The organism is Pedobacter alluvionis (genome assembly GCF_003664035.1).
GTDB lineage: Bacteria > Bacteroidota > Bacteroidia > Sphingobacteriales > Sphingobacteriaceae > Pedobacter > Pedobacter alluvionis.
On sequence record NZ_RCCK01000014.1, the window covers coordinates 506408 to 519692 of the forward strand.

Here is a 13285-nt window from a genome sequence, read left to right on the forward strand (position 1 = left end):
AGAATAAGGTAAAATAAGTTAATTATGAAAAGAGAGTTGATTATCATTCTTGTCATTGCTTTTGCTATTTGTGGGTGCAGCAAAAAGCAGAAACAAAAACCCTACATGCTAACTATGTTTGTGATGAAATATGAAAACAACGGCAATCTTTTCTATTTAGAGCGTAATCGAGAGCCAATTTTAGCGTCAGATGATACTACTGCCTTTAATCAAGCCATCAAATTGTTTTACTTAGATAGGATTAATGAGATGAAATTGGATGCTAAACATTTTGAAAAAACAGTGAGATTTGAACATAAGGATGGATTACGAAACGTAAATGTTGATTTAACACAAAAAGTTGTTGATAGCCTTCATTTGGATTACCAAAGGTTAAATCCAAAGGTACTTACAGCTTTGCATTCATCCTAAATAATTATATAACATAACTATCCTTGTAGCAATTCAAAACCTAGCCATGCAGATATTAGATTGACCAATCAATTAAAAGATGGTGGTAAACTTTTAGAAATTGTTATTTGGGATCATCTAATAATTTCTAGCGATAGCTATTACAGTTTTGCTAATGATAGCATGATGTAAGAATTATTAGCTTGGGTTATTCACCCAGGCTAATTTAATTAATTAGAAAGATGTTTCATGAATTCAATTTGCCCCAATAGTCAAGGATTAAGTAACTGGCAATTCATATATTTGTTTATTATGAAACCTAGAAGATCTTATAAAAAATTCGCGATACCTAATAAAACTGTTGCTCAATTGGAATCAAGTGATGGAAATAAGAAATTCTTTAATTTTAAAAATGAATTTGGTTGGGGTGAGGCAATTTCAGTTTTGGCACTAGTTGTTGCAGGTTTGGCATTTTATTGGCAAGTCGTTGACAGTAAAGCAGAAGTTTCACTGGTAAATATAGATAGATCCGGCTCTTCCTTCGTTGACAAAGATAAAAAGAACCTGCTATTTGGATTAACAAAAGCAACAGTAATTAATAACAGTAATCGGGCAGTAACACTACTCGGTATTAAACCTCGCCTTTACTTGGGAACAGGAGACGAAAGACTTGATACTATAGTAAACCCACAGAATCATTCTATTGCTTACAACATTTTTATAATACCCGACTCAATATCACCAGACACTTTTTTCGTAAATCATCAATATATAAACAACTTTAAAAATAATCAGTCAAAACATTTAGCATCAATAAATAAAGTCATAAATTCAGGAGAAGCATACACAATATCTTTGGGGACTCTATTTGATTTAGCAAACTTTAAAAACTACTCTTCTATAAGCTTTTTGGCTGATTTGGAATTTTCAAATAAACAAATCCTCGATTTTGCTATCTGTACTCCATGCTTGACAAACCCCAGTTTTAAAAAAAAAGAGAGTGAGACAATTATACAACTTGGCAAATAGATCTTAAATCAACATCCCAATGTAAACGATTGAATATTTAATATTTGGCAAATTATGAGAATCTTAATCGCTATAGTATTGATAATTAACGCCTTTTCTTTTTAACATTGACAGACCAATGCCCTCATATAGAAACTAGTAAGCAAAATGCCCAGAAATGAGTAATTTATTTATAACTTCAAGGATTAAGATTTTAATTGCGGGATGCATCGAAATTAGAATTTATAAAAAAAATAACAAATGAATATACAAGGAGAATTTTTTGAGCCTATAAATAAAATATCCACAGATGTCACTGTAAGTGATGACAAAATTAATGACAAATATTTAAAAGGTGAAATACCCCCTCGCTGGCGCACGCGTGCCGCGTGTGCATTTGATACTGGTGCATCCTAATCTTTATTTCACACCATTACTAGCGCAAGTCTTAGTGTCTAGGCTAGCGCGCTGGATGACTTGTGATGTGATGAAGATTACCGATACTAGTGCAATCCTTATGGCCAGGCCTATGCTTAAGGCAATGGGCGCTAAGACTCTCGCTGGAATACGGTTTTTGAAATTACGGCCTTTGGCATACCTTATCCTTTCTTCGAAAAACAATTCCCTCCCCACCACGTTGAAGCTTATAAAAACAAAAACTCTTTTAAAAACGACCAATGAAATTAACCGACAAACAAATAGAATTTGGTTTCAATTACTATTTTAAAGAAGAACATGATTTGATCAAATCGGTTGTGGAAGTTTCAGAATATAATGAAGAAGAAAAACTCATTATTAATTGTACGCAATTGGGCGATTCCTTTACACCTCAATACAAAACCCCAAAAGACAAAAAACGTGTGGTAACTGAATGGTGTGAGTTTTTAACACAGAATCAAACAGCCTTCAAAGAGTTACATTTTGGAACAAGGATGCCTCAGGAACTTTTTGATGCGGTTTGTAATCAAAAGCAATTAAAGCGCCTTGAGATTAAGTGGGGCGGCTATAAGGATATTTCTGCAATTGAAGGATTACCCCATATCGAATTATTGCATATTGGTTCCGGAGCAGGTGTTGAATCGATAAAACCTTTAACAAAACTTAAAAATCTGATAGGTTTATCGGTCGAAAACTTTCAAAAAATAACTAACTATGATGAATTTTCAAATCTATCTACACTCGAAAGTTTGAGCATTGAAGGTGATGGTTTCGGACCGCAATACATCAAAATTGAGCAAATAGATTTCTTAAATAACATGCCTCAACTCAAGTTCTTCCGCCTTTTAACGGAAAGACTTCAAAGCAAAGACTATAGCCCAATTTTATCACTAAAAAACATAGTACACCTTTCTTTAAGTGGAAATAAACAAGTTAGGGCACTTTATGATGAGATCTTTGAATTACCTAAGTTAAAATGGGGAATGATCAAAACCAGGCCTGAATTGTATAAGAACTAAAAGTATAGAACTACCAACTGCAAGTATAATGTTGTTAACTGCAAGTATAGAACTATCAACTGCAAGTATAAACCTACCAACTGCAAGTATAAACCTACCAACTGCAAGTATAATGTTGTTAACTGTGCTGATAGAACTATCAACTGCAAGTATAAACCTACCAACTGCAAGCATAATGTTGTTAACTGCGCTAATAGAACTGTTAACTGCAAGTATAAACCTACCAACTGCAAGTATAAAGTTGTTAACTGCGCTGATAGAACTATCAACTGCAAGTATAGAACTATGAACTGCAAGTATAGAACTGCGAACTGCAAGTTCAGAACTATGAACTGAAAGTATATAACTATGAACTGCAACGCCTGAACTATGAACTGCAACCTCTGAACTATCGACTGCAACCTCTGAACTATCAACCGCAAGGTCTGAACTATGAGCTGCAAGTATAGACCGGCCCTCATTTATGCATTATTTGAGCAAAAAGATTTCGTGAATTATTTAATTGTGTTTATCTTAGTAGTGCAGAACAGTAATTAACAATATCTTTTAACTTAATCGGAGAGACATAAAATAAATTAAAAATTTCACAATATTCCTGAGTGAGCGGCTTAGACCCGCATCTTTCAATATCTCTGAAAAGAGTTAATTGTTGTTCTGCAGCACTCAGGAACTTTTTTTTCAAATGTTATGCAGAACAACAATTGTAAAAACCCAAACACACAGCTCCCAAATCAGGTAGCAGCTGTAACAGAATTCCGGAAACTGATTGAAGCCTATTTCGATATGATTGGTTTATCGGATGTGAATCAATTCCTTACTGAAATGCTTAGCGCAGCTATCGGGCCCGATCCGCGCTCGGGCAAACACAAGCCCATTACTATTGCCAACGCCCTTTATGATGTAAACAATATCATCAGCCTGCTTACCAAAACAAAACTTTTGGCCAATGAAGAAACCTTTCAGCGTTATGCCATAAACCTGGGTGATAACCTACAAGCTGTTGGCCAATTTGATGTAGAGCATCTTTCTGAACTATTATATGTTGGATTAAATGCCTACATCTTTCAGGAGGATGATTTTGAAGGCGCAACCTTAAAATTTTCTGCCGAAATTACTGCTGCCTATAAAATGATTTATGATTGGCTATCAGACTGCGATGCCTGGTGTAAGCCTGTTGAGTGTGATGAATATAATGAAACTGCCGGTTTAGCAGCTACACCATAAACGTTCAAATTTTAATTGGCCATTTACCCTATACAGCTATGAGGGAAAACTCCCCTCCTAATTTAGGCTATCGTGTGGACACATCTTTTTGAGTTTAATTTTTTATGCGTTTTGCTAGCTTCCTTAAATAACCCATTGTTTTAACCGAAGAACGCCGTCAATCCCAAGGGCCGGAGAAATCAAAAAAACAGGTGCAGAATAGAACAAATAGCATTGCCAAACCTGAAACGCAGTGGTTTTGTGTTCATAAACGCTAATTTAAAGTTTTAAAGAAGTATTGAACACAAAACGAAGTGCCGCTGTTTTTTTGATGTGTATAGGATTGTGTAAAAGGCCCATTGCTGGATTGACAGAGCGCTTTGGGTACTTTGGCGCTCCAAAGTACCATGCCACCGCGGCATAGAGCGGAAAAGACAATGCTTGCTTAATTAATGTTTTGGAAATAAATGCCTTTTTATAACTGGAAAGATGCTGAAATAAATTCAGCATGACGACCGCCTTAATGAAGTACTAAAAAAACATATATATAGGTAACAAAAGATGTGTCCACACGATAGGATTTAGAAGGGTTGCCCAAAGGGCGGGGTGGTTACTAGCGGTTATATCATTTAATTTCGGTAGGTGAGACACCAACCGATAGATAAAATGAAACTGCCGGTTTAGCAGCTACAGCATAAATGTTCAAATTTTAACTGGCCATTTACCTTATACAGCTATGAGGGAAAACTCCCCTCCTTTTTAAGGAGGGGTGCCCAAAGGGCGGGGTGGTTAAGGTTTTTAACCACAGATGCGCACAGATAAACACGGATTTTTATATCTGTGTGCATCCTTTTTATCTGTGGTTAAATTATTTTCATTACTAGCGCGAGTCTTAGTGTCTAGGCTAGCGGGCTTGATGACTTGTGCTTTGATGAAGTAATTTAATTGAGCCTTTTTTTTCTAATACAAGTCAGGCCAAGTCTTAGCACTCATAGCGTTAAGACTGGAGCTAGAATGAGAAGCTTAACCTCCTAAATTAGATTGATCAATAAAACCTGATTTAAAAGATCTCTCCGTTTCGCTGCTGCCTGAAAAAGGCACGCGATCCAGTTGAGAAGACAATTTAACCCGTAGGTTAATCAAAAGATGAGTGATTCTATCAAAAGACACCTGTTATAGAAGATCATTTCAGACTACTCCATCTTTTTCTAATCACCTGAAGAGCCTTTTTCAACACTAAATCTTCTCGCTTTTCAACTGAATTTCTGGATTGGCTAACATAAATATCCGGCAGAACCCCTTTTAGGTGATGCTTGCTCCCATCAGAATTTTTAACCAACATCCCGGAGTAGTACACAATTAAATTACCCGGGAGATAAGCTATATTTACATCTCCATTTGTACCTGCAGTCGCGTCTCCTACAATTATCCCCAGTTTAAAGTCTTTTATCAGTCCCAATAAAGATTCTGAAGCACTCATGGCAGATGCGTTGGTCAAAAATATTACCTGTTGTGTTAATCTATTTTTAATATCAGGAAAATATATCTCGGAACCCGGCTGAAAACTCAAATGCTCAAGATCAGGGTAAAGAATTTTTGGGTTAAAGAAGCGTACGGTCCTGATGGTGTCCCTTGCCAAAGCAGGAATCAAATCTGTACTGATTGTCTGATCGAAAACATATCCCCGAAGATCAAACACTATCGACCTGGCAGTCTTTAAAAGTTCAAAATTCTGATCTGTCAAAGAATTTCGTGTGAGATCAAAATAATAGATATCCGGTGCAACCCAGCCATTTCCCTTTTGTAAATAACCTGCATTTCCCGGCGTGTAATCTTCTGATACTTTTGTTCGCTCAATTGCAACCTTACGGGTATCTCCATGTCGAAGTACTGTAACTTCTATTTTTTCATTTTTTTTCCCATTGAACAGCCGGTTAACTACAAGCAGATCTTTTTTTTGCTTTGATCCCGACACATATTGAATTAATGTATCAACCTGCTTACCGACAGGAATTCCATTAACCTTGACAATAATGTCACCTGGAAAAATACTATCCATGAGTCGTTTATCGGAAACTTCCTTAACTACAATTTTATTATCTGCCCGAACAAGAGAAATTGGGAGCGTGTAGTAAGGCTCCATTCCCATAATCGAAATAAACATGTGTGCATCATTATAAAATGAACACATTCGTTCAATCACCTTGATGTAGGTAGTGTGGGTTTTGGCTAAACTGGCTTCCTGAAGTATTTCAGCTAAAAGACGTTCCTGATCAATTTTTACATCGTCCATGTATGGAAAGGAATGTCTAAGTATGTTCCAGAGCATAATTACATCTGCAATCCTTAATTCCTCATGTTCAAATGCCGAAATCTTGTTATAGTTTAGGTCGGTATGATCGTTTACTTTGTTTGTTGCAATGGGGAAAGTGGAAGATTTGTTGCCTAATAAAACAAGCGGCATTACGACACTGATGCCCTTAACAATTTCTTTATCGAGGTACTCGCCAAATTTAAGCTTTTGGCTATAAAGTACATAGTTTGGATCTGTTATTTCGAAAGTAATCTTTGTTAGTTTGGCAGATGTTTTTTGGGTTGTATTTAAAATTTCATGAGGGCTAAATGATCTGTCGCCATCAATAATCTTAAAAACAGGTTTATCAATCGAAACTGGGAGGTTTGGGTCTGTTGCAAGTTCAAATGCGATCAGTTCAGCTGAACTGTTTATAGTGCCCGTGAAGTGATGGATCTCAGGTATGTTGTTTTTAAGTTCTATTGAATCCTTTCCATTCACTATTTTTAATTCAGCAGGTTCACCATCCTTTTTGTTTACACGCGTGGTGAGGCTAAAATCATATTTTAATCCCCGGTAACCTGATACATCATATACGCCGGTCAATGGTATTTGTATATTGCGATCATTTCCTACAATTGGAGTACGATTTAATCTGATACTCTTATAAGGCCTTTCTAAGATACCGCTATAAAGATTAAATCCGAGGTGCTGCCATGATATCTCTTTATAACCACCAGGGATATTCGGCTTCAGTTTATCTATATCAAAACTTTCTTTTTGACCAGTTAAGGTAATTTTGATAGTGGGAGCAATTGGAAGAAATATTTTTCTCAGTTCATCAATAAGTTCATCATCATTACTCACCTTTAACATAGCTCTACTTCCGTTTATCGCCACCCCTTCCCATATTTCCAGTTTGTTTTCATCTGAAGGATGAAAATATTGGACGTAGCCGTAGATTTTCGAAAATGCTGTTAGATTCCTGATTTGGCGGTTACTCAACTGTCCTAGCACCAAGACTGGAGATAGTAAAAGGAATAGGGTTAGTATTTTCTTTATCGGCATGTAAGTTGTGAATAACGTTTCTTAATTCTTTTTTACCTTCTTCAATATTCTTGTTTTCTGAAGTTATTGAAGCTGTATATCCTTCATTTGTAATAACAATATCACTGTTCTGTCGAAATTAGTTGTTCGAATATTAGCCGAACTCTGATACCTATAAACTCGCCCTAACTATTTTCCAACGCCTCTGAGCTTAGATTGAGATAAAGATACCTCCTTTCTTAATCAAACCAGCAATTTGATCGTTTTTCCACCATGTTTGATCATTCTAATTGATTATTTCAATACTGCCCTTAAAGGCGATTTTACATCATTCAACGCTACATCACCACTTACCTTCCCACAGCGAAAGGTTTGTTCTTATTACACCTTTTCCCTAAAGATTTACGATAAGAAACCTCGTTAACACCGACCTCATAAAAAGCTAAAATGCTTAAATATAGGTACTGGAATTTTAAATAATAAGGCTTATACTTGTACAAAAAGACGCAAGGAACAATATATTGCTCACGCCAGTAAGGACAATTAAAGATGCTGGCAATTCGTAGTTTCGCATATTTGTGAACCAACAGTGATTTTAAAAAGATACTTCAAATGACAAAATCATAATATTAAATGGAATTCCTGAAAAAGATCTTTTCAAAAAAGACAAAAGAGAATGATATACCGATACCAGAAAGGTATCCTGAAAATTCCGCTGGAGATTTTTATGTAGAGAACCAGGTTTGTATTGCCTGTGGTGCACCTGAGGCAGAAGCACCGGACTTAATGGAACATTCTAAAATTGAATATGGACACTGTTATTTTAAGAAACAACCTACTACTGCTGACGAATTAGACAGAGCAATTAATGCAATGGAAGTCTCGTGTATTTCAGGCATTAGATATGGCGGTAAAGACAAAGCAATACTTAAGCGGCTTTATGATTTAGGTATGCAAGCAGAATGCGATTATAAACTGGAGAATTTAGAATGATACACTACATGCGCAAGTCTTAGCGTCTACGCTAGTGGGCTGGATAGATTGTGTGTAGCTGAGATTTAATTGACGGATTTATTAAGTACAAGTCAGGCCTATACTCTGACCAGGGGCACTAAGACTTGCGCTAGATGTGGCCAATAATATTATAAAAGAAAAATTAAAGTGTAAAAGCTATGGATCAAAAATCAGAAAATTTTAACGACTTAGTGAAATACCTTGAGAAAGAAACAAAACAACATCAATCAGCTTGTAGAGTTAAGAATGTTTTAGCTCAATTATTGTTTTTAATTACTATTATATTCAGTGCATTAGGCTTAGTTAATACAGGAACAAATTGGTTTAACTTAAAAGAAATGTCAGCAATTGCTGCAATGCCAGGAATTATTTTGATTTTTTCAAATACTTTCAAGTTCGAAGCACGGTCAAAATGGAACAAACTAAAGCAAAGAAAATTAGAAGGACTACTTAGCAAATTGAAATTTGAAAATGCTACTGTTGCAGAAATTTCTAAAGAAATGCGAGAGGAGCTAGAAAAACTTGACGAAATGAGAGTTCAATTAGAAAAGCCGATTGCAAAATAAATCCATTACTAGCGCAAGTCTTAGCGTTTACGCTAGTGGGCTGGATGACTTGCGCTTAGTATAGATTTAATTGAGAATTTTTAAAACACAAGTCAGGCCTTCGCTTTTGGCCCAAGCGCTAAGACTTGCGCTAGATATGTTTAATAACACATTTTTAAATCAAACAAAACCCTATTCCCCACGCGTCAACACCTCATCTATCATTCCAAATTCCTTTGCTTCGATGGCGCTCATCCAATAATCACGGCTGGCTATTTCATTGATCCGCTCATAACTTTGTCCGCTATGTTTCGCCAAAATATGGTACAGATCTGATTGTACTTTTAACACTTCTCTGATCCTGATATCCATATCAATGGCGGTTCCCTCTGCCCCACCCGAGGTTTGATGGATCATAACCCTGGAGTGCTGCAGGGCCGAACGTTTACCGGCAGCACCGGCACACAACAATACCGAACCCATAGAAAGGGCGATGCCTGTGCAAATGGTGGCCACATCAGGCGCGATAAATTGCATGGTATCATAAATGCCAAAACCTGCATATACCGATCCACCGGGCGAGTTGATATACAATTGAATGTCGCTTTTGGTATCAACCGACTGCAAAAAAAGCAATTGGGCCTGTATTACATTTGCATTCCGCTCATCAACGGCTTCCCCTAAAAAAATAATCCTGTCCATCATCAGCCGCGAGAAAACATCCATTTGTGCCACATTCAGCTGGCGTTCTTCGGTAATGTAGGGCGTCATGGCAACAGGCAGGGTATAAGCAGCGGTTCTGCCCATATACTGATCTACATAAAGGCTATTTAAGCCCTGGTGTTTTACCGCATAAAGGCGGAATTCTTTGTTAATATCCATCGTATTGATTTTAAATTTCAGGCATAGCGATGCCCCTGCCCCATAATGGCGCATGATGTATAAATTAAATTGATTGTTTATTTACGGAACAAACGCATTACCTTTTGCCTGAAAGTTTGATGCTCGGCGGTATTAAACAGCGTTTCGTGTATGTTATTGATTTCATTTTTCAGCTGCTTCCGGCCATAATCACGCACCATTAGGTAGGTTTTGTTCTGCCAGTACACCTGTTGCTTTAGTTCAGGTTGCAGGATCATTTTGGCTTCGAACAGGAAACTTTCTCCATCCTTAACGTCCGACAGCAGGTAATGTTCTATTAAACGGAGCTCATTCAACGATGTCTTCATATTTTAAGGATTTTGCTTTAACGGTTTCTTTCACTTTTTCGAGGCATTTAAATTTCTGAGCCGTTGCAGAGCGTGCACCCGAAAAGCCAAAACGCCCGGCTAGTGTTTCCATATCCAGCTTTTCATAATAAAAAGCACTGAGCAATTGCATACATTTCTGTCCGGCCTGCTCCAGTAAATGCATCAGTTTCCCTGAAGAAACTTCCTCGTACCCGGTATCTGCCAAATCAATCTCTTTATTAAAAACAAGAGCAAGCGAATCAAGGGTAACATGTTTGTCGTTTTCCTGATAACGTTTGATCCATAAGTATTTCGCAATCCCAAATAAATAGGCTTTTTCCTGGTACTTCAGCTTCAGTCCTGAAACCTGCACTTTCTCATAATACACCACCAGTGCATCCTGAAAAATGTCTTTCGCTTCCTCAAATGATCCACCCATCTTGCTTACGTGCCTTGCTACCAAAGGGAAAGCTTCTTTGTAGAGTTTCATAAAAAGGGCTTCGCGTTGGCTGGGCTTCTCTTTGATGGATGTTACCGTCATGATTACTATGTTTATATAGTATGTGGAAATTTTTGATCAGATATCACCTAAAATTAGTAATTATTTTTTTGGGGCGTTAACCTATTGTTCGGAAACATATTGTAAAAATTGTCTGGAGCCTAATGCCAGCTTGCTTAGAAAAAACACAACCCTTACCGAAACAATATTAATACTACCTTGTGGACAATTCTCTTTTAAGGAAAGTTTAGGCATTATGCTAGCTTGCTTTGAAATAACACAGCCCTTAACGAAGCACGCCCGTCAATCCCAAGAGCCGGGGAAATCAAAAAAACAGGTGCAGTTCAGGTAAATTGGCACTGACAAACCTGAAACGCAGTGGTTTTGTGTTCATAACGATGATTTAAATTTTTAAAAAAATATTGAACACAAAACGAAGTGCCGCTGTTTTTTTGATGCGCATGGGATTGTGCAAAAGGCTCATTGCTGGATTGACGAAGCGCTTTGGGTACTTTGGCGCTCCAAAGTACCATGCCCCCGCGGCATAGAGCGGAAGAAGAATTCATACTGTACCGCATTAATCAATTCCCATCTTAACCTTTCAACTTACCCGGCGTTACGGCAAATTTCTTTCTAAAGGCGTTGCTAAAATGCTGTACAGAGGAATAACCGAGCATAAATGCCACTGATTTTATGGATAGGCCTTCCAGCAGTAGCTCTTTTGCATGGTTAAGCCTGTAATCGCTCAGATAACCGAATATGCTATTGTCAAATAACCCTTTAAAACCTTGTTTAAGTTTAAACTCATTAAGGCCGCATACTTTAGCCAGTTCTGCAACGGATGGTGGCTGGTGGATATTCTCGATGAGGTAATCCCTCGCATGATAAATGCAATCCCTATCGTAAGCAGAATGTAAAGCTGCAGGTTCTTTTTGCTTATTGGCCCGCTCAAAAGCTTCGGCCTGGAGCACAAGCAGCTCAATACATTTCGATTCGATAAACATATGTTTCAAGCCTTCCGGATAATCACAATCGAGAATATCGCGGATGCAGTGCTGCATGGCCCATGAAATAGGGAGGTTTTGCTCCCCAAGCTGTGTATAACAACCAGTATCTACATGATCTGCCAGAACCTGTAATGCTTTGGTAGAGTGCTCTGCCAGTTGCAAAAACTTTTCTTTAGCAAAATGCACTTCAAAAAAGCGGTAGCTCTGGCCGGTATCGTATTGGCCTGTACCATCAAGTTCAGGCATGTAAATTATATTCTGCTGGTTAGCATTAAAGGTGTATTGCTGTTTATTTACGTCGTTAAAGATGGTCCCATTGCCAGAGAGCGTAAAACGCAGCTTAATCATATCCGGCACATCATAGGTAGGCCTGAAATACATCTGGTGTTGTTTAAACAGGATGTCGCCGTACACAATATAAATACCAGGGATATTGATCTGCACCAATTCCGCATCGCTAAAAGAAAAACTGTGTTTCTCCTTTCTTTCTGTAACCAATCCCCCACTTACGGAAAGATCATCAAATCTGCCCCCTACCTTTTTCCAGGCCCCGTAATTCTTCCCAACATTGATTCCCATAATGGCAATTATCACAAAAAAAGCCGGAATAATGCTATTGGGTTATCCACAATTCGATTTTATGTAAAAGAAAATCCTTTTGATGTAAAAGCGTACAGCAGCTATTTTTCAATTTTGCCCCAATTGCGAAATGCACCGCAAGATGTTAATTACTTTATCATGGAAGAGCAAGAAGACCAAAATACATTAACGCTAGATAAAAAAATTGACACTCTCCCACCTAAAAACAGTCTAATTTTTAAACTTTTACAACATTTACCCTTAAAAAAGGATGCAAATGTATTAGAAATAGGCCCAACGAACACCGAACACCTCTCTTACCTGTTCCAAAAGGTAGAGAATTTAAGTTATACAGGCACTTATTCTTCTGAAGCTGGAATAAAAGAAGCCTTTTCTATAGTTGAAACTAATGGTAATCCGGTAGATTTGATTAAAATAACAGATAATGAACTCAATTTACAGGATAATTCCTTTGATTGTTGTTTCACAGCCAACACCATTTATTTATGGCCTGATCCGCTAAAATACTTATCTGAAAGCTACCGCGTATTAAAACCAGAAGGAAAAATGAACCTGGCCTTTGTTGAAAAAAACTTTGGTGCCGGCCTGCCCTGGACACAGCTCGATTTTACATTTTACGAGATTGATGAAGTAAAGTCGTTTTTCAAACAATCGGGATTTGCAAAAATTGAAGTAAAGAAATTAACGGAAACGATAATCGATCAGAACGGAAAGGAAATCACCAAACCGTTTATCATGGTATCAGGTCAGAAACAATAGTTGATCTGGTGATATTCACATAAAGCACAAGTCTGATATCATTAAGTTGATGGATAAATTGCGAAAAGATACCTTCGACTACGCTAACATTGACAGACTCCAATAGAATGGTCGTCATCTCGACCGGAGCAACGCGAAGTGGAGAGATCTATCTGGACAGATTTCTCGACTGCGTTACACCCCGATAGCCATCGGGTCCGCTCGAAATGACGACCCCGTGCCTGTCCATAGCGT

14 protein-coding genes and 1 pseudogene are annotated in these 13285 nt (G+C 37.6%); 9 read left to right on the top strand and 6 right to left on the bottom strand.

The features are described 5' to 3' along the window. Positions 1-24 precede the first annotated feature (24 nt). The 6 genes and pseudogenes from BCL90_RS21490 to BCL90_RS21520 all read left to right on the top strand — a co-directional run bounded on the left by BCL90_RS21490 (position 25) and on the right by BCL90_RS21520 (position 4079). Entirely contained in the window at positions 25-411 is a 387-nt protein-coding gene (locus BCL90_RS21490; RefSeq protein ID WP_121287068.1) for a hypothetical protein, read from the top strand. A gap of 24 nt (positions 412-435) precedes the next feature. Next, a pseudogene (locus BCL90_RS26300) lies at positions 436-582 on the top strand (JAB domain-containing protein); the annotation flags it as partial. Between the two features lie 120 nt (positions 583-702). After that, positions 703-1419 carry a hypothetical protein gene (locus tag BCL90_RS21500; protein ID WP_121287072.1) on the top strand — a complete coding sequence of 239 codons (717 nt, stop codon included), beginning with the start codon at positions 703-705 and terminating at the stop codon, positions 1417-1419. 240 nt (positions 1420-1659) lie between these two features. Continuing rightward, the gene (locus BCL90_RS25805) at positions 1660-1815 is read left to right on the top strand and encodes a hypothetical protein (RefSeq protein WP_166792239.1); all 156 of its coding nucleotides are present in this window, start codon (positions 1660-1662) and stop codon (positions 1813-1815) included. 260 nt (positions 1816-2075) lie between these two features. Beyond that, positions 2076-2855, top strand: coding sequence for a leucine-rich repeat domain-containing protein (locus tag BCL90_RS21510; protein WP_121287076.1), 780 nt, complete (start codon positions 2076-2078; stop codon positions 2853-2855). A gap of 687 nt (positions 2856-3542) precedes the next feature. Further along, positions 3543-4079 carry a hypothetical protein gene (locus tag BCL90_RS21520; protein WP_121287080.1) on the top strand — a complete coding sequence of 179 codons (537 nt, stop codon included), beginning with the start codon at positions 3543-3545 and terminating at the stop codon, positions 4077-4079. Between the two features lie 258 nt (positions 4080-4337). Here the strand turns inward: BCL90_RS21520 and BCL90_RS25810 are convergent, their stop codons facing one another. Then, positions 4338-4568, bottom strand: a complete 231-nt coding sequence (locus BCL90_RS25810; RefSeq protein ID WP_121287082.1) for a hypothetical protein — start codon at positions 4566-4568, stop codon at positions 4338-4340. Between the two features lie 673 nt (positions 4569-5241). Continuing rightward, complete coding sequence (locus BCL90_RS21530) at positions 5242-7419, bottom strand: S41 family peptidase (protein ID WP_121287084.1); 2178 nt, start codon at positions 7417-7419, stop codon at positions 5242-5244. A 612-nt stretch (positions 7420-8031) separates the two neighbouring features. Here BCL90_RS21530 and BCL90_RS21535 point away from each other — a divergent pair. After that, entirely contained in the window at positions 8032-8391 is a 360-nt protein-coding gene (locus tag BCL90_RS21535; protein WP_121287086.1) for a ferredoxin, read from the top strand. Between the two features lie 179 nt (positions 8392-8570). Continuing rightward, complete coding sequence (locus BCL90_RS21540) at positions 8571-8978, top strand: hypothetical protein (RefSeq protein ID WP_121287088.1); 408 nt, start codon at positions 8571-8573, stop codon at positions 8976-8978. 171 nt (positions 8979-9149) lie between these two features. On the opposite strand, the gene BCL90_RS21545 is transcribed toward BCL90_RS21540, so the two are convergent. The 4 genes from BCL90_RS21545 to BCL90_RS21560 all read right to left on the bottom strand — a co-directional run bounded on the left by BCL90_RS21545 (position 9150) and on the right by BCL90_RS21560 (position 12271). Further along, a complete protein-coding gene (locus tag BCL90_RS21545; RefSeq protein WP_121287330.1) occupies positions 9150-9839 on the bottom strand; it encodes an ATP-dependent Clp protease proteolytic subunit in 690 nt (229 codons plus the stop codon). 77 nt (positions 9840-9916) lie between these two features. Further along, positions 9917-10186 (bottom strand): hypothetical protein, encoded by a 270-nt coding sequence (locus BCL90_RS21550; protein WP_134380715.1) that lies wholly within the window; start codon positions 10184-10186, stop codon positions 9917-9919. Next, on the bottom strand, positions 10167-10727 hold the full coding sequence (locus BCL90_RS21555) for an RNA polymerase sigma factor (RefSeq protein WP_121287091.1): 561 nt from the start codon (positions 10725-10727) through the stop codon (positions 10167-10169). The genes BCL90_RS21550 and BCL90_RS21555 overlap by 20 nt, the downstream gene beginning before the upstream one ends. Positions 10728-11278: 551 nt before the next feature. After that, positions 11279-12271, bottom strand: coding sequence for a helix-turn-helix domain-containing protein (locus BCL90_RS21560; RefSeq protein WP_121287093.1), 993 nt, complete (start codon positions 12269-12271; stop codon positions 11279-11281). A gap of 159 nt (positions 12272-12430) precedes the next feature. Between BCL90_RS21560 and BCL90_RS25815 the strand changes: the two genes are divergently transcribed. Then, on the top strand, positions 12431-13051 hold the full coding sequence (locus BCL90_RS25815; RefSeq protein WP_166792238.1) for a class I SAM-dependent methyltransferase: 621 nt from the start codon (positions 12431-12433) through the stop codon (positions 13049-13051). Positions 13052-13285 lie beyond the last annotated feature (234 nt).